This window comes from Phormidesmis priestleyi BC1401, from assembly GCF_001650195.1.
Lineage (GTDB): Bacteria > Cyanobacteriota > Cyanobacteriia > Leptolyngbyales > Leptolyngbyaceae > Phormidesmis_A > Phormidesmis_A priestleyi_B.
This window is the reverse complement of the sequence record NZ_LXYR01000002.1, coordinates 63,503-83,675: the sequence shown is the minus strand read 5'-3', so window position 1 is coordinate 83,675 and position 20,173 is coordinate 63,503. Positions and strand designations below refer to the sequence as shown.

General features: G+C 49.1%; 26 protein-coding genes. 16 read left to right on the top strand and 10 right to left on the bottom strand.

All coding sequences use genetic code 11. The annotated features are described in order from the left end of the window. The first annotated feature begins 26 nt into the window (after positions 1–26). Positions 27–1,445 (top strand): DEAD/DEAH box helicase, encoded by a 1,419-nt coding sequence (locus A8707_RS01815; RefSeq protein WP_068814569.1) that lies wholly within the window; start codon positions 27–29, stop codon positions 1,443–1,445. Positions 1,446–1,574: 129 nt separating this feature from the next. Here A8707_RS01815 and A8707_RS01810 read toward each other — a convergent pair whose 3' ends face one another. Continuing rightward, the gene (locus A8707_RS01810) at positions 1,575–1,973 is read right to left on the bottom strand and encodes a response regulator (protein ID WP_068814568.1); all 399 of its coding nucleotides are present in this window, start codon (positions 1,971–1,973) and stop codon (positions 1,575–1,577) included. 188 nt (positions 1,974–2,161) lie between these two features. Then, positions 2,162–3,112 carry an aldo/keto reductase gene (locus A8707_RS01805; protein WP_082906186.1) on the bottom strand — a complete coding sequence of 317 codons (951 nt, stop codon included), beginning with the start codon at positions 3,110–3,112 and terminating at the stop codon, positions 2,162–2,164. A 170-nt stretch (positions 3,113–3,282) separates the two neighbouring features. On the opposite strand from A8707_RS01805, the gene A8707_RS01800 reads away from it, so the two are divergent. Beyond that, on the top strand, positions 3,283–4,707 hold the full coding sequence (locus A8707_RS01800; RefSeq protein WP_068814567.1) for a BCD family MFS transporter: 1,425 nt from the start codon (positions 3,283–3,285) through the stop codon (positions 4,705–4,707). 16 nt (positions 4,708–4,723) lie between these two features. On the opposite strand, the gene A8707_RS01795 is transcribed toward A8707_RS01800, so the two are convergent. From A8707_RS01795 to A8707_RS01780, 4 genes are all read right to left on the bottom strand, one after another. Beyond that, positions 4,724–5,116: an MAPEG family protein gene (locus A8707_RS01795; protein WP_068814566.1), complete on the bottom strand. Its 393-nt coding sequence runs from the start codon at positions 5,114–5,116 to the stop codon at positions 4,724–4,726. An 11-nt stretch (positions 5,117–5,127) separates the two neighbouring features. Beyond that, a complete protein-coding gene (locus tag A8707_RS01790) occupies positions 5,128–5,841 on the bottom strand; it encodes a DevA family ABC transporter ATP-binding protein (protein WP_068814565.1) in 714 nt (237 codons plus the stop codon). A 9-nt stretch (positions 5,842–5,850) separates the two neighbouring features. Continuing rightward, on the bottom strand, positions 5,851–6,579 hold the full coding sequence (gene devC / locus A8707_RS29430) for an ABC transporter permease DevC (RefSeq protein ID WP_231947895.1): 729 nt from the start codon (positions 6,577–6,579) through the stop codon (positions 5,851–5,853). A gap of 452 nt (positions 6,580–7,031) precedes the next feature. Then, entirely contained in the window at positions 7,032–8,219 is a 1,188-nt protein-coding gene (locus A8707_RS01780; protein ID WP_231947894.1) for a biotin/lipoyl-binding protein, read from the bottom strand. Positions 8,220–8,305: 86 nt separating this feature from the next. Between A8707_RS01780 and A8707_RS01775 the strand changes: the two genes are divergently transcribed. Together A8707_RS01775 and A8707_RS01770 are read left to right on the top strand one after the other, a co-directional pair. Further along, a complete protein-coding gene (locus A8707_RS01775) occupies positions 8,306–8,854 on the top strand; it encodes a PadR family transcriptional regulator (protein WP_068814564.1) in 549 nt (182 codons plus the stop codon). A gap of 127 nt (positions 8,855–8,981) precedes the next feature. Next, on the top strand, positions 8,982–9,794 hold the full coding sequence (locus A8707_RS01770; RefSeq protein WP_068814563.1) for an inositol monophosphatase family protein: 813 nt from the start codon (positions 8,982–8,984) through the stop codon (positions 9,792–9,794). On the opposite strand, the gene A8707_RS01765 is transcribed toward A8707_RS01770, so the two are convergent. Continuing rightward, positions 9,707–10,573 carry an SAM hydrolase/SAM-dependent halogenase family protein gene (locus tag A8707_RS01765; RefSeq protein WP_068814562.1) on the bottom strand — a complete coding sequence of 289 codons (867 nt, stop codon included), beginning with the start codon at positions 10,571–10,573 and terminating at the stop codon, positions 9,707–9,709. The genes A8707_RS01770 and A8707_RS01765 overlap by 88 nt on opposite strands. 119 nt (positions 10,574–10,692) lie before the next feature. Here A8707_RS01765 and pirA point away from each other — a divergent pair, with 119 nt between their 5' ends. The 3 genes from pirA (at position 10,693) to A8707_RS01755 (ending at position 12,243) form a co-directional block, all read left to right on the top strand. Continuing rightward, complete coding sequence (gene pirA, locus A8707_RS28850; RefSeq protein WP_197484577.1) at positions 10,693–10,845, top strand: arginine synthesis PII-interacting regulator PirA; 153 nt, start codon at positions 10,693–10,695, stop codon at positions 10,843–10,845. A 180-nt stretch (positions 10,846–11,025) separates the two neighbouring features. Continuing rightward, on the top strand, positions 11,026–11,946 hold the full coding sequence (gene thyD, locus A8707_RS01760) for a thylakoid membrane protein ThyD (protein ID WP_068814561.1): 921 nt from the start codon (positions 11,026–11,028) through the stop codon (positions 11,944–11,946). Between the two features lie 93 nt (positions 11,947–12,039). Continuing rightward, positions 12,040–12,243, top strand: a complete 204-nt coding sequence (locus A8707_RS01755) for a hypothetical protein (RefSeq protein WP_068814560.1) — start codon at positions 12,040–12,042, stop codon at positions 12,241–12,243. 13 nt (positions 12,244–12,256) lie between these two features. Here the strand turns inward: A8707_RS01755 and A8707_RS01750 are convergent, their stop codons facing one another. Further along, positions 12,257–12,550 carry a DUF6439 family protein gene (locus A8707_RS01750; protein ID WP_068814559.1) on the bottom strand — a complete coding sequence of 98 codons (294 nt, stop codon included), beginning with the start codon at positions 12,548–12,550 and terminating at the stop codon, positions 12,257–12,259. An 85-nt stretch (positions 12,551–12,635) separates the two neighbouring features. Here A8707_RS01750 and A8707_RS01745 point away from each other — a divergent pair, with 85 nt between their 5' ends. Both A8707_RS01745 and asnS read left to right on the top strand, forming a co-directional pair. Then, the gene (locus A8707_RS01745) at positions 12,636–13,070 is read left to right on the top strand and encodes a sll0565 family protein (protein ID WP_068814558.1); all 435 of its coding nucleotides are present in this window, start codon (positions 12,636–12,638) and stop codon (positions 13,068–13,070) included. 7 nt (positions 13,071–13,077) lie between these two features. Beyond that, positions 13,078–14,466, top strand: coding sequence for an asparagine--tRNA ligase (gene asnS, locus A8707_RS01740; RefSeq protein WP_068814557.1), 1,389 nt, complete (start codon positions 13,078–13,080; stop codon positions 14,464–14,466). A gap of 69 nt (positions 14,467–14,535) precedes the next feature. Here the strand turns inward: asnS and A8707_RS01735 are convergent, their stop codons facing one another. Further along, a complete protein-coding gene (locus tag A8707_RS01735; protein WP_068814556.1) occupies positions 14,536–14,679 on the bottom strand; it encodes a high light inducible protein in 144 nt (47 codons plus the stop codon). A gap of 136 nt (positions 14,680–14,815) precedes the next feature. On the opposite strand from A8707_RS01735, the gene A8707_RS01730 reads away from it, so the two are divergent. Further along, positions 14,816–16,012: a class I SAM-dependent methyltransferase gene (locus A8707_RS01730; RefSeq protein ID WP_068814555.1), complete on the top strand. Its 1,197-nt coding sequence runs from the start codon at positions 14,816–14,818 to the stop codon at positions 16,010–16,012. Here the strand turns inward: A8707_RS01730 and A8707_RS01725 are convergent, their stop codons facing one another. Further along, positions 16,013–16,705, bottom strand: coding sequence for a Uma2 family endonuclease (locus A8707_RS01725; protein WP_068814554.1), 693 nt, complete (start codon positions 16,703–16,705; stop codon positions 16,013–16,015). 202 nt (positions 16,706–16,907) lie between these two features. On the opposite strand from A8707_RS01725, the gene A8707_RS01720 reads away from it, so the two are divergent. The 6 genes from A8707_RS01720 (at position 16,908) to atpH (ending at position 20,172) form a co-directional block, all read left to right on the top strand. Further along, positions 16,908–17,309: an ATP synthase subunit I gene (locus A8707_RS01720; RefSeq protein WP_068814553.1), complete on the top strand. Its 402-nt coding sequence runs from the start codon at positions 16,908–16,910 to the stop codon at positions 17,307–17,309. A gap of 54 nt (positions 17,310–17,363) precedes the next feature. After that, positions 17,364–18,116 carry a F0F1 ATP synthase subunit A gene (gene atpB, locus A8707_RS01715; protein WP_068814552.1) on the top strand — a complete coding sequence of 251 codons (753 nt, stop codon included), beginning with the start codon at positions 17,364–17,366 and terminating at the stop codon, positions 18,114–18,116. A gap of 94 nt (positions 18,117–18,210) precedes the next feature. After that, complete coding sequence (atpE, locus tag A8707_RS01710) at positions 18,211–18,459, top strand: ATP synthase F0 subunit C (RefSeq protein WP_068814551.1); 249 nt, start codon at positions 18,211–18,213, stop codon at positions 18,457–18,459. Positions 18,460–18,562: 103 nt separating this feature from the next. Continuing rightward, positions 18,563–18,985: a F0F1 ATP synthase subunit B' gene (locus tag A8707_RS01705; protein WP_068814550.1), complete on the top strand. Its 423-nt coding sequence runs from the start codon at positions 18,563–18,565 to the stop codon at positions 18,983–18,985. A 66-nt stretch (positions 18,986–19,051) separates the two neighbouring features. Next, entirely contained in the window at positions 19,052–19,615 is a 564-nt protein-coding gene (locus A8707_RS01700) for a F0F1 ATP synthase subunit B (RefSeq protein WP_068814549.1), read from the top strand. Then, the gene (atpH, locus tag A8707_RS01695; RefSeq protein ID WP_068814548.1) at positions 19,615–20,172 is read left to right on the top strand and encodes an ATP synthase F1 subunit delta; all 558 of its coding nucleotides are present in this window, start codon (positions 19,615–19,617) and stop codon (positions 20,170–20,172) included. Before A8707_RS01700 ends, atpH begins: the two co-directional genes overlap by 1 nt. Position 20,173: the final 1 nt, after the last annotated feature.

Below are 20,173 nucleotides of genomic sequence, written 5' to 3'. Positions count from 1 at the left end.
GACCTTTGACCTATTAGGAGCATTCAATGACCCTTTCTTTCCAAAGCCTTGGACTTTCTGAAGCTCGCGTTCGCAACTTAGAAGAGTTGGGCTTTACTGCCCCGACCGCGATTCAAGCCCAAGCCATTCCTCACCTACTGGCTGGTCGCGATGTGGTCGGTCAAGCCCAAACTGGAACAGGCAAGACCGCTGCGTTCGCTCTGCCTATCTTGGAGCGGATTGATCCCAAAAATCCTGCTGTACAGGCACTGATCCTCACCCCGACTCGTGAGTTGGCGATGCAGGTCTGTCAGGCAGCCCGTACGTTTGTGGACGACAAGCGCGTCCAAGTCTTAGCAATCTATGGTGGACAGTCGATCGACCAGCAAATTTCTCGCCTCCGCAAAGGATCTCAAATTGTCGTCGGCACACCAGGACGAGTGATTGACCTTCTCAGCCGTGGCGATCTAAAGCTCAATCAGTTGAGCTGGATGGTGCTAGACGAAGCCGATGAAATGCTGAACATGGGCTTTATTCAGGATGTCGAGAAGATTCTGAACCAGGCACCTGTTGAGCGTCAAACTGCTTTCTTCTCCGCCACGATGGAGCCTTCGGTTCGTAAGCTAGTGACGAAGTTCCTGAGATCACCCGTGACGGTGACGATCGAGCAGCCTAAAGCTGCCCCGAATCGCATCAATCAGGTCGCCTACACGATTCCCCGCGGTTGGACGAAAGCACGGGCACTGCAACCCATCCTAGAGTTGGAAGATCCTGACACGGCTCTGATTTTTGTGCGGACTCGTCGCGCGGCTGCCGAACTGACCAGTCAACTGCAATCCGCTGGACATAGTGTGGATGAGTATCACGGTGATCTCACCCAGACTCAGCGCGAACGGCTGTTACTGCGGTTCCGTCAGCGTCAAGTGCGCTGGGTCGTTGCAACTGATATCGCCGCACGAGGCATTCACGTGGATGACCTCACTCATGTGATCAACTACGATTTGCCTGACAGTGTTGAAAGCTATGTTCACCGCATCGGTCGGACTGGACGTGCAGGCAAAGAAGGTACGGCAATCTCGCTGGTTCATGCCCTTGATCGTCGCAAACTGCGCGATATTGAGAACCATGTGCGTCAGCGTTTAGAGATTCGCAATGTGCCAAATCGCGCCGACATCGAAGCTCGTTACCTCGATAAGCTTCAAAGTCAAGTGCGTGATGCGTTGACGGGTGAGCGGATGGCTTCATTCTTGCCGATCGTGGCGCAACTTGCAGAAGAATTTGAACCTCACGCGATCGCAGCGGCGGCTCTGCAAATGGTCTACGACAAGACTCGTCCTTCTTGGATGGCTTCTGGTAGTGATCCTGTTGCGGATGACGCTCCTCGTTCTCGCGGTGGTGGCGGTGGCGGCGGTTCTGACAAGCCCAAGCCTGTCAAGCGGGTAAAGACTTCTGCTAATTCTAACTAGTGTAAATGGCAGTGAAAGATAGTTAATGTTAGTGGGCTGAGGAGATTCCTTAGCCCGCTTTTTATTTGGAAATTCTTTGAATGCGGTCGTGATTGCGAAATTGTGCGGAGACATTCCGGTGGAACGTCTCTACGGCATCGGGTATTTTAGGGCTATCGGTTCTACCATCTCTAATAAATGCTTGACAGCGTAGACTATTTCTAAGGGGCAATATGGTTTGGCGATGTAGGCATCGGCTCCTTGCTTTAAACCCCAATAGCGATCGAAGTCCTCATCTTTAACAGTACACATCATCACGGGAATTGCCTTTGTTCGGGGATCGCTCTTGATCCAGCGATACAGTTCGTAGCCATTCATTCGCGGCATCACGATATCGGTGATCACTAAATCTGGACGATGGGTCTGAATCTGCTCGATCGCTTCAACGCCGTCGATCGCTTCAATGACTTCAAACCCACTGCTTTCCAGGCATTCTGAGAGGATTACCCGAACCATCGTACTATCATCAACGACTAAAACTGCACTCATAGACGCTTGTGCCAGCTCTTACACGGGACTGCTTCTTCTTAACTTACTATTCAGTCAAGCGTTCTAGGTTCCGGAGCTTTTCTGTAGCTAGAGCGTAAAGAGAGCCTCAATCGGTGATAAGTTTTGAACTTTGAATAGTGAGTGGAGATTCTCAACTTAAAGATCGCCGCTTATCACTCGTGAACTTTTTAGCGTCGATCGCGCGTTATTAAATCAAGTTTAGTGAATTCGTCGGGATCAAGTGACCAGCCCAAAGCTCCGGCGTTCTGTCGAGCTTGATCAGCGTTTTTAGCACCGGGGATCGGAATCACGTTGCCTTGAGTAATCAGCCAGTTAAGCGCAACTTGAGCAGGAGTTTTATCGTGCTTTTGTCCAATTTCTCGCATCAGATTGAGGACAGGAGCAAGTTTTTCTAATCCCTGACGGCTGAAGCGAGAATCGAGCTTTCGGGCACCTGTCACCGAGTCTGCATTCTCAGGCGTATATTTTCCTGTTAATAGCCCCTGCGCCAAGGGACTGTATGCCAAGATCTTTACTCCCAAATCACGAGCAGTATTGAAAATGCCGTTTGTTTCAATTTGGCGAGTAATTAGTGAATGACGAACCTGATTGACCGCTAAAGGAACCCCTTTTGCCGCCAAATATCCGTGAGCTTCGCGCATTTGTTCAGCCGAATAGTTGCTGACTCCGATCGTCGCAATTCGCCCTCGCTTCACTTCTTCTGCCAATGCTTCCATCAAAGTTTTCTTACTCATGAAAAAGTCGAACGGCATATGAACTTGATAAAGCGCAATTTGCTCAATCTGAAGCCGCTTCAGGCTATCTGATACCGCTTCGTGAACTGACTGCGCTGAGAATCGCCACGGCAGCGGCATATATTTTGTAGCAATTTGAATCGGGCGATCGGTTTGCTTCATAAACCGTCCCAACAGTTTTTCTGATTCGCCTAAGCCATAAATTTCTGCTGTATCAAAGAAATCAACTCCAGAAGCAATCGTGGCATCAAATGCTTCTTTGACTTGAGCTTCGCCATAGTCTTTGCCATAGCTCCAGAACAATGAGTCGCCCCATTGCCATGTGCCAATGCCAAGTGGCGGAATTGTGGGCAAGTTTGCGCCGAAAGAAATGAACTGCACCATAAAAACCTAATCTTATTTGAGAGCTTAACGTCTCTTAGTGTAACGATTCATCACAAGTGATGCGTCTCTCGATCGTTACAAATCCACACGCGCTCCTCAATCCGCTCGATCGCCTTTATCCTAAAAATGAGACACTGATCTGTCGTGACTTCTGCAATTTGAGAAAAACTATGGCGACTAGCGATGTTCCTAATCCAGAATGGGTGCCGTCTGAGCCGATGAAGCCTTTACCTAAGCTGGGCTTGTTCACAATGTTTCGGCTGGGTTTGTTTCAAATGGGGTTGGGGATGCTGTCACTGCTGACGCTGGGCGTTCTCAACCAGGTGATGATCTCGGAACTCAAGGTGCCAGGAACGATCGCGGCTGGAACGATCGCAATGTATCAGTTTGTGGCTCCGGCTCGAATCTGGTTTGGGCAAATGTCTGACTCTAAGCCGATTAGGGGCTATCACCGCACGGGCTACATCTGGGTTGGCATGACGCTGCAGGCGGTGTGTCTATTTCTCGCTGTGCAAGTCGTCTGGAAACTCGGTGCCAGCACTGCTGCTATGGGCTGGACGACCCAAAGCACGGCTTGGGCAGCGTTACTGGCTCTGATGTTTGGGCTATATGGGCTGTGCATTAGCGCGAGTTCGACTCCGTTTGTAGCGCTCCTGGTTGATATCACGGACGAAGATCAGCGATCGAAAGTCGTCGGCATTGTCTGGTCAATGCTGATGGTCGGAATTGTAGTCGGCGCGATCGTGGGGCAAAAAATGCTGACTGGATTGACTCCCGACACCTTGCAACCATTCATAAATCGTCTATTTACGGTCTTCCCGATCTCCGTCATCGGTCTCACATTTCTGGCAACATTTGGAATTGAGAAAAAATATTCTCGCTATGCCTCGCGATCGCATCTAGTTGAGCGAGAAGACCAAATTACGTTGGGCAGAGCCTTTAAAGTCTTGACAGCCAGCCCTCAGACGGGAATCTTTTTCTCGTTTTTGCTGGTGATGACGATCAGCTTGTTTCTCCAGCAGCCCGTGTTAGAGCCTTATGCCCGTGAAGTGTTTGGGATGACGATCGCCGAAAGCGCGGGACTCAACAAATATTGGGGATATGGCGTTTTGGCAGGAATGAGCCTCGGCGGATTTCTGATCGTGCCTCGTATTGGCAAGCAGCGTGCCGCAAAACTAGGCTGTTTGTTGACGAGTGCTTGCTTTCTGCTGATCATCACATCCGGCTTGACACAAACCCAAATGTTGCTCAAAAGTGCGGTGATTTTGTTTGGTTTATCGTCAGGTGTGCTGACCAACAGCGCAGTCAGTCTAATGCTGGATCTCACTGCCGCAGAAACCGCAGGAACGTTCGTCGGAGCTTGGGGACTCGCTCAAGCCTTGGCTCAAGCCAGTGCAACTCTGGCAGGAGGCGCGATTCTCGACTTGGGACGGCGGCTCTTTCAGCAGCCCTTTCCGGCTTATAGCTTGGTGTTTGCGTGTGAAGCGCTGGGCATGATTTTGGCAGTGGTGCTGCTGGCGCGAGTCAGCATTCAAGAATTTAGAACCAGCTCTGAGAAAGCGATCTCCGCCGTTCTTGAAGCCGAACTGGACTAGCGACTGAATTAAGGCGTTAGGCACCATTACGAACGGCAACAAATAGTAGAAAGCCCGCAGACGCGACAAATGCAGTAAAGGTCACAGAGATGCCTAGCACACGATACTGGAACTGCTCATTCTCCTGACTAACCCCGTACATATGAGAAAGCCTGCCTATCAGAAGACACAATCCCACTCCATGTATGACAGCAGACGGCGCTCCTTGGGTCTCAGCAAGATAAAGCAAAAGCAGCCCAAATGGCACATATTCGGCAAAATTTGAATGCACGCGGATAGCGCGCAGCATTTTTTTGTCCCCGCCGTCACCAATGGCAATCTTGAGGCTACGCCGCAATCTTAGTATTCTGACGCTAAGCCCCACGAAGAGTAAGGCGAGAATTGCAGCATAAGTCGAAGTAATGTTCATGTGTGAAAAATCTATTGAACGATCGCAGCAACATCAGAACGATTCACTAGATACCCATCTTCCATGTAGATAATGCGATCGGCAAGATCTAGAATGCGGTTGTCGTGGGTCACGAGTAGGATGGTGCAACCTTGCTCTCTGGCGAGTTTTTCCATAATTTCTACTACATCTCGTCCTGACTTTTTATCGAGTGCAGCCGTGGGTTCATCTGCCAGAATAATTTTAGGCTGACTGACTAGGGCACGAGCGATCGCGACCCGTTGCTTTTGTCCACCTGATAGATCGCTTGGAAAGTAGTCCATTCGATTTTCTAAGCCCACCGCGCTCAAAACAGTCCGAATGCGAGTATCGGCAGCGGTGGCAGTTACTTCTTGAATTTCTAATGCCATCTCAATATTTTGATAAGCAGTCAGGAAGTTTAATAGATTGTGCGCTTGAAAAATAAAGCCAATATTGCGACGAGCCAGAGTCATTTGTTCTTTAGTGGCATGAAGCAACCCTTGCCCCAGGATAGTTAAGTCTCCCTCTTGAACGGATCGTAAACTTCCCATTAGCGTCAGCAATGTAGTTTTACCCGAACCCGATGGTCTCGTCATGATGATGATTTCGCCACGATCGATTTGCAGATTAATATCAAACAAAACCTGCTTTCTTAGAGAACCTTGACCATAGTAATGATTTAGATGCGCGATCGAGATTGCAGGTTTAGATAGACTTGTGACCATGCTCAACTCCTAAAAAATATCAGCAGGATCAGCCGTTTGCAGCTTACGCACTGCGATCGCAGCCGAAAGCGAACTCATAATTGCGGTGAGAACAAAGACAAACACAATTCGCCCCAAATCCATTGCCATTGGCAGCATGGTCACGAGGTTAGTAATTCGATAGATACCTAATGCGATCAAGGTACCGGGAATAAATCCGAATGCTGCTAGGATCAAAGCCTCTTGAAACACAACAACGAGGAGATAGCGATCGCGAAATCCCATCGCTTTGAGGGTGGCATATTCGGGCAAATGATCGGTCACATCGCTGTAAAGAATTTGGTAAACGATTACAGCGCCAACAATGAAGGCAATCACCACACCCAAATCAAAGGTATAGCCTACTGGAGTACTCGCATTCCAAAAGGCAACTTCTGCTTTTTTATAGTCGTCTCTGGTCATAACTTTGACATCGCTTGGCAAGCGCGATCGCAGTTCTGCTAGAACCGCTTGGACATCAGCATCAGACTTAAGCTTAATCACGCCTACATCAACCAGTCCCCCTTGACGAAAAGGAGCCATGCGTAAAAAGTTGATATCGCTTGTAACCAAATAAGCATTGATGCCAAACGTGGGGCTGAGTTTGAACAAGCCCTGAATTTGAACTTGGCGTTCATTGATTTCGGTGGTGATTGCTTCGCCTGCCTGAAACCGTTGAGCGATCGCGCCAAATTCTCTGCGAGACCCCTGATTAAACAAAGCCGTATCGGCTGGCGTAGTTTCTCGCGGTTGGTTTCGACTCCCGGAATGTTTAATACCTGATGTTCGGGATTGATTCCAATGGCATAAATGTCCCAAATCTCTTTGTTCTCAGGATTCCGCCACTGAATCGAATTTAAGTAAATCGGACTGACCGATGCAACCCCTGTGATGCTTGCGGCTTGATAGAGTCTGCGTTCTGTGAATAGATCGAGAGAAATCAGCGATCGCGTTCGGCTACTCATCATCACAATTTCGCCGTTCAAGCTATGGTGAAATTCCACTGCACTGCTGAATAAAGCACCTCGAAAACCCATTTGCAGAAACATCAGCACATCAGCAAAGCTAATTCCCGCGATCGCCACGATTAAACGCGCTCGTTCTTTGCGTAACTGTAGCCAGGAGAGAAACAGCGGTTTCTTTTTAGAAGTGATTTTAGTCATGTCATTGCATTAGGAGTTGACATTGATTAATACTTGAATACTCAAATTGGTTAATCCCGCAACTCGACGGCTAGAGGCTTCATCCAACAGCGCTTTCACTTCCACAACCAGCGCATCAAACTGTGCTGCCGGATCGGTGTTCAACACATCTTTCTTGTTAATCTCTAACCCCACTTCGACCACCTTGCCTCGCAGCACCTCTGGAAAAGCATTGTTCTTGCTGATCGCGGTTGCAGTTTGTCCAACTCGAATGCGGCTGATATCCAACTCATACACTTCTGCCACCGCCACCATTTGCCGAGTTTGACCCAGACTGACGATGCCTTGAGTGCCCACAAGTTCTCCAGGGCGAATGTGAATTTTAAGGACTTGTCCATCCTGGGGCGATCGCACTGTGACCAAATCCAGTTCCGCCTGTGCCCGTGCCACCCTTGCTTGTGCCGCAGAGACTTGCGATCGTGCCACGTTCACATCCACCGGACGCACCTCCGCAATTTGGTCAAGCGTTGCCTGTGCTTCGGAAGCCTGCTGCTGCCGCGATCGCTGAATCCGAATCAAATTTGCCTGTGCTTCGTTTAACTGTTGCCGGACTGTATCAGCGGTCAATTGCTTCCCATCCCGCAAAGAGGCAGAAACGGCTCCGTCAGTATAAAGCACCTGATATCGCCTAGCCTCCAGTTCTGCATTGTTCAGTTCTGCTCTCAGACGGGCGATCGTGGCTTCCTGAGCTTCAGTTTCAGTTTGTAATTCCACCTGCTGGCGATCCACCACTCGCGACTGCGCCCGAATTTGTCCTGATTTCGCACCCGCTTCCACCTGACTCAACTGGGCTTGAGCCACCTTGACTTGTTCCTGAGCTTCCTGAAGTGCTGTCTGTCGCCGCGCAGCAGTGTCCAGAACGGCTATCACATCGCCTTTGCGAACTCGTTGACCGTGAGTGACACGAAGGGTTTCGACTCGTGCCCCCTCCGCAGCAGTGGGCGCAAACACCTGAATCACTTCGCCCTGTGGCTCCAACCGCCCCAAAGCAGATACCGTTGCGATCGCAGGTGCACCGCTCACCACAGCCGATGATTGCTGATTCGGACGGCTGATGCCCACTCGATACGCTACACCACCCACCAGCAGCAAGCAGCCGACCCCCAGCATGGCGATTAAAGGCGATCGCCCTTTCGATTTCCAAGGAATATTGATCATGCTTAACTCCATTTTTTGAATACAAAAAATTGGATACAAAAACTAAGGTATACTGAACCAATTGAATCAGTCAAGTATTTTTAGACATGGCACTCAAGCACACAATTCTGGCGTTCCTGTCTCGTCAGCCGATGAGCGGCTACGACGTTGCCAAAGAATTTGCCGAAGGATTTGGCAGTTGCTTCTGGAAAGCCAGCCAGCAGCAGGTTTATGCCGAACTGACCAAGTTAGAACAGCAAAGCAACGTTACTTATGAAGCGATTCCCCAACCGGGACGACTCGACAAAAAAATCTATTCCATCACCGATCTTGGGCACCAAGAACTGCTCGATTGGTTGACCAAACCCTGTGAACCTAGCGCCATTCGCGAAGATTTAGGAGTGATGGGTTTAGCGGGTCATTTGGTTTCTTCTCAGGTCGTCACCCGCGAGATTGAACGGCGGCGGCAGCTACACCTTAAAATGGTGCAACAGGTAAAAAAATTAGATGAGCATTTTGCGAAGCATCTGAGTTCGCTAGATTTGAAAGATCTCTACATGCATCTTGTGATTCGTCGCGGCATTCGCTATCAGGAAGAGTGGGTGGCTTGGTGTGACGAGGCACTGGCAGCGATCGGGCAAGCTGTAGAGCGATAGGCAATTGCGAAGAGAAAAGGGGCGATCGCCAATACTCTCACAGACCGCCCTGACTGAGAACTTGGAATATTTGGTTCCGAATATTGACGATTAGTTCTCAACTACTGCCCTAATTGGACTTCTTACAATGACTGACTTTTGGACACAAATCCTTGATTTTGCTCAAACGACCACTGAGCGAGTCGGCACACAGCTTCTACAAGATTATGGGCAGGCGCAAGCGTCTGAAAAATCAGACGGGAGTTTGGTGACGAAATCAGATCAATGGGCAGATCAAGAATTACGCAATGCGATCGCTCAAACATTTCCAACTCACGGGGTCTTGAGTGAGGAAACTGAGCATATTTTTCCCGCTCAAGACTGGTGCTGGGTGATCGATCCTTTAGATGGCACAACAAATTTTGCGAGAGGTCTGCCGCTCTGGGGAATCTCGCTTGGCTTGCTCTATCAAGGAACTCCAGTTTTTGGATATGTGCATTTTCCACCGTTACGGCAGTCCTTTCATGGGTTTTGGCAAGGCTCATCGGGTTTGACGATGCCAACAGGAGCCTTTCTCAATCACAATCCCATTCACGCCAGTCCAGATCCCTTGACGAGCAATCACTTCTTCAACTTGTGTGCCCGAAGTATTTCGGTGCTTAAAAATCCCGTTCCTGCCAAGATTCGGATGTTAGGAGTGACGACTTATAGCTTTTTGACCGTTGCGGCTGGAGCAACCCTCGGAGGAGTCGAAGCCACACCAAAAATCTGGGATATCGCGGCGGTGTGGGCGATCGTGCAAGCCGCTGGTGCAGTCTGGTATCCGCTCGAACCTAATCCTATTTTTCCGATTCAAGTTGGACAGAATTATAGTCAGCGATCGTTCCCAACTTTAGTGGTTAGCCGATCGGATTTGTTGCCTGTATTTGAGCCGTTGGTAAGCTCGATCGGAAGCCGCTGATCTTCATTAATCATGACGGACACGACACTGCCCCACTTCAAATTAAGGTGCGTTTGAGCATTGGCTCGATTTGCGGCAACTTCAACCCAGCCGTGACTCCCTACCAAAGCCAGAATTTCTCCAGGCTCACTCTCTGAGTAGGTTGCTTGACCTGAATAAATCGAGTTCTCTATTCTGACGCTCCAAGACTTTCCGGCAACGTCACTTCCTGGAATCGTGGTGATCAAATTGCCAAAATGGTCGATCGCTTGAATCACTCCCTGAACCGTGCTTCCCGTCCGAATCAGATCTGGGATTGGCAACTGCACGATCGTACTCAAATCAATGCCAGTCCCCAGTTCTTGAAGCGGCACTCCGCTTGTCAGATGTGCCCCAGCCGCAGCAAAAATATCGCGTCCGTGAAAGGTTGTGCTGGGCGACGAGGTGCGCCAATAGCTGGGATTAGTCAACTCGACAGCCGCGATCGCCCCTTGTTGACTCAGAACACCACTCACTAAACCATTATCAGGCGCGACCAAAAATCCTGACTCAAGTTGAATGGCGATCGCGCGTCGTTGACTTCCCACACCGGGATCGACGACCGCCACATGCACCGTTCCGACTGGGAAGTAGGGATAAGCACTCATCAAGTGAAACCGAGCCGTCGCAATATCTTGAGGGGGAACGTGATGCGTTAGATCAATCACCGTGAGAGAAGAATTGATCTGAGCGATCGTTCCTTTCATCACCGCTATGTAAACATCACTTGTGCCAAAATCACTCAGCAGCGTCAGAATCATGACGATTTCCTATGGCTCTAATAATTAGTTTTTGTAGTGTAAGCTACCGTTTAGGTTTTTGATGTTATAATTAGAAGACATAGTGACTCAGCACAAATAATCTCTTGGAAATGTCCGATATGAACAGAAGTCGTCAATCTCACACACAAACTGCAACCACCCACCGCGAAAATCTGCAAAAAAACTTGCAGCGTCGGATGGAAGCCGCCAGAGATAGAGGAGACGAAAACCTTTTGCGGATGCTAGAAGCAGAAGCCAACTACATTAAGTAGTGAACGTCTCCATCCTCAAATCTTGCTCTTGTTCAGAATCTGACAAAAGGTACAGACTTACAGTTTGTACCTTTTTGCATTGAATGCTTAATTTTTCTACCCACCTGATTTCTGTATACTTAGTTTTAAGTTTTATGAACCGATATCGGTAGCGAATTATTTCGATTACGGAGAACGTGGATGAAAGTCGCAGTAATAGGGGCAACTGGGTTTGTGGGCAGTCGTTTAGTAGAGCGATTGACGGCTGAAGGACATCAAGTCATGGTCTTCACCCGCAATGCTCTAAAAGCGGAACAGGTTTTCCCAAAATCTGCTTATCCCAATTTAGAGATCATTGCTTACGATCCGATCGACTCTGGTGCATGGCAAGACTCGATCGCAGGCTGTGATGGCGTAGTCAATCTGGCAGGAGAAGCGATCGCTGAAACTCGCTGGACTCCAGAGCGCAAGCGATCGTTAATGGATAGTCGCCAGCTCACGACTCAAAAGCTGGTCGAAGCCATTGCCAAGGCAAATCCCAAGCCGTCTGTGTTGGTGAATGCATCGGCGATCGGGTTTTACGGCACGAGCGAGACTGCCACCTTTGACGAAACCAGTTCTCCGGGCAACGACTTTCTAGCAGAAGTTTGCCAAACCTGGGAAGCCGAAGCTAGCAAAGTTAAAGAAAGCGGCGTTCGTCTCGTGATTTTGCGGCTTGGAATTGTTTTAGGAATGGGTGGGGCATTAGGCAAAATGCTTACGCCCTTTAAGCTGTTTGCGGGAGGTCCGATCGGCAGTGGCAACCAGTGGTTCTCCTGGATTCATCGAGAAGATTTGGTGAGCTTAATTTTGCGGGCATTGACTCGACCTCAGATGGAAGGCGTTTTTAACGCTACGGCTCCAAAGCCCGTCCGTATGGCTGAGATGGCAACCGCACTAGGTCAAGTGCTCAGTCGTCCGTCTTGGCTGCCAGTGCCCAGTTTCGCCCTGGAAGCGATGTTGGGAGATGGCGCTAAAGTAGTGCTTGAAGGTCAAGAAGTGTTGCCCAAGAAAACTCTAGCCGATGGATTTGAGTATCAATATCCAATCATTAAGCCAGCCTTAGAAGAAATTTTGAGCTAGTCTCATCAGCTTGTCAGAGTTGCTCAAAATTTTGTTATCTTGGCAAAGCAACACGAACGCCCTGCCTGCAAAAGGATCAATTCAAACAGAACCATGCAAACCAAGAAATTAGAGCTACTGTTATTGGCGGGATGTTCTTGCCTTTTCACAATACTTTGCCAGCCGATCGCCCAAGCGGTCACGGCTCCTACTGGCACAGAGACGATCCTGCAAATCTCTGCCCAGCTAGAAGGCTTGTATTGCAGGACTAACTTTCAGAGCAACTTTGGAGCTAAGGCAAATAAGCAAAGCTCTTAATGTCAATTTAGCCCTACTTTTTAGAACCGTGGTGTTCACAAGGTGGGGCAGAGATTGATTTATCTAACCATCCGGATGCCTGTTGCAACCTTAAAAGCGCCTCTTCTGGCTGGTCTTTGAGCAGAAAAATCAACGCAACGGCAGCTTGCTCGCGAGATCGAGCCAGTCGATTTGACTTGAGTTGATGCCAATCGCGATCGTTGATGCTTAACTTTTCGGTCAATGCCTGCGCTAACTCAAACGCACTGAACTCAGAAAGCTTAGTGGCTGCGGCTGGGTTAGAGGCTTCTGTTTGAGATTGAATCATGGGTGAAGTCCGACATAGAACGCAGCTTGAACGGAATGGGTAAAATGGATCGGTCTACCCGTCACTCCTACTCTACTACGCTTGAATGCAGCCATCCCAAGACCCCGATCGTTTATCCACAAAACCAGACTCCGATGAGTCAGAGCTAACCTTTGAGCAAATTCTTGAAACCGTAGAGCGATCGCTCCAAGAACTCAAAGAGCGTCATGCCCAAATCGAACACGATCAGCCGCTTCAAAAAGAGTTAGAAGCGCGATCTCAAACGGTGCGATCGCAGCTTCGTCAAAGCAAATCGTCTAGCCTTAAATTAGAATTACGAAAGATCGAGACGCAGCTAGAAGAGCTAGAGTTCAATCTAGAAAGCCGTTTATTTTCGTGGGCTGGCTTTAAAGAAGTCTTCTGGCAAGCCGTTCGATTTGGCGGACTTGGTATTGTGGTCGGCTGGTCGTTGGCTTTTTATACTTTAAGGCATCCGACTCCTAGCCCCAAAAGTTCGACTCCGCAGACCTTAACCCCCTAAACCCCTCATGACACGACGGATCTCAGAACTGCTACGCACCGGACAACCTGATGAGTTAGTCACGATTAAAGGCTGGGTTCGCACCAAGCGAGAGCAAAAAGGCTTCTCGTTTATCGAGGTGAACGATGGCTCGTCGATGGCAGGTCTGCAAGTGGTGATGAATGCTGACCTACCGGATTATGAATCTGTGGTCAAACGACTGAGTACGGGAGCGTCAGTTGAGGTGTCAGGAGTTTTGGTGCCGTCTCCAGGCAAAGGGCAGCGCATTGAGGTCAAGGCAGATTCTGTCATCGTCTATGGTGAAGCCGACGCAGAGACTTATCCGCTGCAAAAGAAACGTCACTCGTTTGAGTTTTTGCGGGAGATTGGGCATCTACGATCGCGCACCAACACGCTGGGAGCCGTCTTTCGAGTTCGCAATGCTTGCTCAATGGCGATCCATCAATTCTTTCAAGAACAGGGGTTTATCTGGGTTCACACGCCTATTCTTACGGCAAGCGACTGTGAAGGGGCAGGTGAAATGTTTGCGGTCACCAGTTTGGATCTCAAAAAAGTTCCCTTAACTGAGAATCAATCGGTTGACTACAGTAAAGATTTCTTTGGCAAACCGACTTATTTAACCGTGAGCGGACAGCTAGAAGCCGAAATTATGGCAACGGCATTCAGCAACGTCTACACGTTTGGTCCAACGTTTCGCGCCGAAAACTCTAACACGTCGCGCCACCTGGCAGAGTTTTGGATGGTCGAGCCAGAAATGGCATTCTGTGATCTCGAAGGAGACATGGATTTAGCCGAGGCGTTTCTCAAATACATCTTTTCCTATGTGCTGGAGAAGTGCCCTGAAGATATGCAGTTTTTCAACGATCGCATTGATAACTCAGTTCTCACAACCGCCGAAAACATCATTCAAAACGAGTTTGAGCGGGTCACTTACACGAAGGCAGTCGAGCTTTTATTAAAGAGCGATCGGACGTTCGAGTATCCTGTCGAGTGGGGCTCAGATCTGCAATCTGAACACGAGCGTTTCTTAGCCGAAGAACTCTTTAAAAAGCCTGTGATTGTGACTGACTACCCGACGCAGATCAAGGCGTTCTATATGCGGTTGAACGAAGACGAAAAAACCGTTCGTGCGATGGATATTCTTGCGCCTAAGATTGGGGAGATTATCGGCGGCTCTCAGCGAGAAGAACGGCTTGACGTTTTAGAACGCAGAATTCAAGCGCAAGGCTTGGACGTAAAAGACTATTGGTGGTATTTGGATCTGCGACGATATGGCACCGTTCCCCACGCAGGATTTGGGTTAGGATTCGAGCGTCTCGTGCAGTTCATGACCGGAATGAGCAACATCCGCGATGTGATTCCATTCCCTAGAACTCCGCTAAATGTTGAGTTCTAAGCCACAAAAAACCTGGAGAGTAATCAAGTTACCTCCAGGAAGATTGTCAAATAAAACGAGCTGTGAGAACTACATCAAGCCGAGTTGCTCTAAGATGCCCTTGCCCGTCATTAACTCGGTGGCGAATCCGATCGCGATTCCTAACATGGCTAGGCGACCATTCAATGACTCAGCGAATCTGGTAAAGCCGATTTTGCCTTCTTGCTTTTCCATCTGAATTGCCTCACTCAAAAGATACATTTCTTTAGACAAGTTAACGCTTATTAAACCATTTAGCAACAATCTGCCTGACCTCAAGGCTCTACGAATGAGACACTATATCTCTAAGTCACCGTCATTTTGATTTGTCATGTCAGATCCTCAAGCGATTAGTGCGGCGGTTGCAGCGCTCTACAACACTTATCCATTTCCACCAGAGCCATTACTCGACGAGCCACCTCCGGGCTATAACTGGCGCTGGAACTGGTCAGCCGCCTACAATTTCTGCACTGGGCAAGCACCGAAACGACACGATATCCGTATTTTAGATGCAGGCTGCGGCACGGGTTGCGGCACTGAATATCTGGTGCATCTCAATCCTGACGCGCAGGTGACAGGAATCGATCTGAGTTCGGGGGCGTTGGCGGTTGCGAGAGAGCGATGTCAGAGATCGGTCAACGATCGGGCAGAGTTTCATCACCTCAGCCTCTATGATGCCAACCAGCTTCCTGGCAAATTTGATCTAATCAACTGCGTGGGCGTATTGCATCACTTGCCCGATCCGATTCGCGGCATTCAATCTCTAGCGACAACACTCGCACCTGGCGGGATCATGCACATCTTTGTCTATGCAGAATTGGGACGCTGGGAAATTGGATTAATGCAGCAAGCGATCGCCCTCTTGCAAGGAACTCAAAAAGGCGACTATCGAGATGGCGTAAAAGTCGGTCGTCAGATCTTCGGGACATTGCCTGAAAATAATCGGCTGGTGCAGCGAGAAAAAGAACGCTGGTCAATGGAAAATCAGCGAGACGAATGCTTTGCCGATATGTATGTCCATCCTCAAGAGATTGACTACAGCATTGAGACGCTGTTTCAACTTATTGATGCGTCTGGGCTAAAGTTTTTGGGCTTCTCGAACCCTCGGCAGTGGACGCTCGATCGCTTGTTAGGCAAAAATTCTGACCTGATTGAACGGGCAAAAGGATTGAGCGATCGCCAACGCTATCGCCTGATCGAACTCCTCGATCCCTCCTCGGTCACTCACTACGAATTCTTCTTGGGGCGCGGCGAATTGCCTTTAGCCGATTGGTCATCTGACGACACGCTGCTTAACGCCATTCCTGAGCGCAGCCCCTGCATGGATGGTTGGGCGAGTCGCTGTTTATTTAACTACGACTATCAGATTGTGAATCTGTCAGAGCCAGAATTTGAGTTTATGAAAGCCTGTGACGAAAATCAGGGACGGCGCACGATCGCAGAAATCCTATCAGCGGTGCCCTTGGAATTGGAGAATGTCCGATCTCTGCAACAGCAGCAGCTAATTTTGCTGACTCCAAAAACCTGACTATTGTTCGTCTGGGTCAATGCCCATCGATCGCAGCCGTTCTCTCAGTCGCTCGTTTTCTCGTCGCTCAAGGTCTGCTTGTTCATCGGTTGCAAGGTGACGATCGCCCGTTTGGTCATACCAATACAAAACTTCTTGTTCGATTTGACCAAACGATCTCACAAACCGCCCAATTCCTAACCCAATTTCCGGCATCCAGTAAGGCTCTCCAATCTGCAACTGATAGCTGCCGTTGACGAGCTTATAAACCTCAAACGGCTGATGCCCGTCCCGTCGCCAATAGTCGGGATTGGAAATGACGTAATACAACACGCCCAAGTCAGCATAAATCTTGACTTTCTCCTCGTATTCGCCGCCGGGTGTCCACGACACAATTTCCAAAGCCACGATCGGAACCACGTTGTTTTCTTCCCAAACGACGTAGCTCTTACGTGACTTACCCTGTTTCTTTCGATCGACACCCAAGCTCAAAAAGCTGTCGGGCACCACGGGAACTCTGGGACTTATCCCTGTGGTGTGATAAATGCCCATGTCTACGCCAAAAAACCAATCAACGCGATTTGCCCAAAGGGATTGCAACAAGAACAGCAAAAAATTGGGGATAAAATTCTGATCTTCGTTATCCACGGGGGTATCGTCTGAGCAAGGCAACTCGGCACTGGTGGGCAGATTTTGCAGATCGGACTGGATCATCTCAAAGCCCTGAATGCGACGTGAAATTATTGTAAGCGATCGCTACTTTTCACTCATTTCAAACTCGCCTGACATTAAGTATTATTACCTGTGCATGGTACGATAGCTATTGGCTAAACGAGCCGTTGTGACTGCATTAGGCTTCGATCGGGTCTAATGGCTATCATGGCAATGTTGCCCTACTTCATGGATCGCACCTGCTATGGAGGACATCTCACCGCCTGTTTCTGAGTCATCAGAACCCAGCGACTCAATGCAAGATTTCTATCGACTCCAACAAGAGTTGTTAGCGATCACCCTCATCCTGACGGGTCTAATCTTTTTCCCGGTTTGGTACTTCTACTCCTTTAATATCGCTCTCAATTATTTACTTGGAGCGTGCACAGGTGTGGTTTACTTGAAGTTGTTAGCAAGAAATGTTGAGCAGCTTGGTAACCAGAAAGACAAATTAGGCAAGTCGCACATCGCCATTTTTGTTGGGCTGATTATTGTCGGCACCCAGTGGAATGGTCTGCACGTCTTACCTGTTTTTTTAGGATTTTTGACTTACAAAGCGGCGCTCATCGTCTACACCTTGAAAACCTTGCTCAATTCCAGTGATTGAGTTTGTCACAGAATTTTCACTCCTTAGAATCTGGGGAAAGCCGCCTGAACTGAAATGCTAAATTTCATCGTCGCTCCCAACTCGTTCCATCTCGCTAGTCTAGAGGTCGGTCATCACCTCTACTGGCAGATTGGCAATTTAAGGGTTCATGGGCAAGTTTTTTTGGTGTCCTGGTTTGTGATTGGGCTGCTCGTGATTGCCTCACTTTTGGCAACTCGAAATGTTCAACGCGTGCCAAGAGGCATTCAAAACTTGATGGAGTACGCGCTGGAATATGTCCGTGAGTTGTCAAGAAACCAGCTTGGCGAGAAAGATTACCGTCCCTGGGTGCCATTCATTGGCACACTGTTTCTGTTCATCTTTGTCTCTAACTGGTCAGGAGCGCTGATTCCCTGGAAGCTGATTAAGCTACCAGAGGGTGAACTCGCTGCCCCAACCAACGACATCAATACAACGGTGGCACTGGCATTGCTCGTGTCGCTGGCGTATTTCTACGCGGGCTTTAGTAAAAAAGGTCTGGGCTACTTCGCGAAGTATATCCAACCCACGCCGATTTTGCTGCCCATCGCCATTTTAGAAGATTTCACCAAGCCCCTCTCCCTGAGCTTCCGTCTGTTTGGCAACATCTTGGCGGATGAATTAGTGGTGGCGGTTCTTGTCCTGCTCGTGCCTCTGTTTGTGCCGCTGCCTGTGATGCTGCTGGGTCTGTTTACCAGCGCAATTCAAGCCTTGGTGTTTGCAACTCTTGCAGCCGCCTACATTCATGAGGCGATCGAAGGTCATGGTGAAGAGGAACACGCCCCGTAGTTTCTCCTGTCCATCGTTTTGACTGTGTTTAGGGTTCGCCCCATTTGGTATCGAACCCCTGTTTGTCCTGTTTTCAACCCAAAGGAAAATCACTATGGATCCCATCGTTCAAGCTGCTTCCGTTTTCTCTGCCGCCCTTGCTATTGGCTTGGCTTCGATCGGACCTGGTATCGGTCAAGGTAACGCTGCGGGTCAAGCAGTCGAAGGTATTGCGCGCCAGCCCGAAGCAGAAGGCAAAATTCGCGGCACGTTGCTGTTAACCCTCGCGTTCATGGAATCGCTGACCATCTACGGTCTGGTGATCGCGCTGGTGTTACTGTTTGCAAACCCCTTTGCAGTATAAGAGTCAAGAGTTTTGGGTTTTGAGTTCTGGGTTACGGAATTCAAAACTCAAACCTTAAACCTTCTGAAATTGTCTTGCACTTTTCTCACCCTCACTCAAGATAATGTTTGACTTTGATGCGACCCTGCCCCTGATGGCAGTGCAGTTTCTGCTTTTAGCCGCGATTTTGAATGTGGTGTTTTATAAACCACTGACTAAGGCTATTGAAGATCGGAGCGACTACATCCGCAGCAATGAAGCGGATGCGCGGGAGCGTCTCGCGAAAGCTGAAAATTTGGCGAAACAATATGAGTCTGAGTTAGCCGAGACTCGCAGACAATATCAGGCGACGATCGTGGCGGCTCAAGCAGAGGCACACACGATCGCCGCTCAAAAAATTGCCGAAGCTCAACAAGAGGCTCAGTCTCAGCGAGAAGCCACTCAAAAAGAGTTAGATCAGCAAAAGCAAGCTGCGATGCAAACGCTAGAGCAGCAGGTCGAATCGCTGAGTCGTGAAATTCTAGATAAGCTTTTAGCTGGAGTTTGATGGGGTTGTTAACAAAAAACCGTTAGCGCCTTTAGGATTATCAACCGCGCAGTTGTGGATAACGTCATGGAAATTTTTTTGCGACTCGCTGCCGGAGCCACATTACTCGGCTCTGAAGCAGCAGAAGCAGTGGGAAAGGGCGGTTTCGGGGTCAATTTTGACATCCTAGAAACCAACCTGATCAATATCGCTGTCGTGATTGCTGTCGTCGTTTATCTTGGTCGCAAGTTTCTGGGTAAGATTTTGGGCGATCGAACGGCAGCGATCGAAACTCAAATCAAAGAAGCAGAACAGCGCAAACAAAGTGCTGCTTCTGCTCTTGCCTCGCAGCAACAGAAGTTAGCGCAAGCGCAAGCTGAAGCCGCTAAAATTCGCGCATCTGCTGAAGAGGGTGCCAAATCAGCGAGAGCCGCCATCTTGGTGAAGGCTGAACAGGACGTGACCCGGATGCGAGAAACGGCGGTTCAAGAGCTTGGCTCTGAGCAAGAGCGGGTGATCAATGAGCTACGTCAGCGCATTGCATTGATGGCAATGCAGCGTGCAGAAGGTGAGCTTCCCGATCGTCTGAATGATGACTTGCAGAAGAGATTAGTCGATCGCAGCATTGCACTACTGGGAGGAGGTTCCTGATGAAAGACAGCATTCTGACCGCTCAAGTCTTGGAACCCTATGCTCAAGCGTTGATGTCACTGGGTCAGTCCAATAATTTGACCGAGCGCTTTGGTGAAGATGTCGCTGCAATCTTGTCTAGCTGGAACGAATCACCCGATCTGCAAGCCTTTCTCGGCAGTCCGTTGACGAAAGCTGATGCAAAAAAAGCTGTTTTAGATCAGGTTTTTGGAGAGCAGATCCATCCGTTTACAAAGAGCTTTTTAATGCTGTTGGTTGACAAGCGACGGATTCTGTTTTTAGACGGCGTTTGCAAGCAGTATCAGTCACTTCTAAGAAAGCTGAATCAAGCAGTGTTAGCTGAAGTGACTTCAACGGTCGAACTCAACGACGATCAGAAAAACACCATTCGCGAACAGGTGAAGTCGATGACTTCGGCGCGTCAGGTCGATCTCGAAACTCGGATCGACAGCGACCTCATCGGTGGTGTCATTATCAAAGTTGGTTCTCAGGTGATTGACGCAAGCTTGCGCGGTCAACTGCGGCGTATTTCTCTCCGTTTAAGCAGTGCAACCTAAG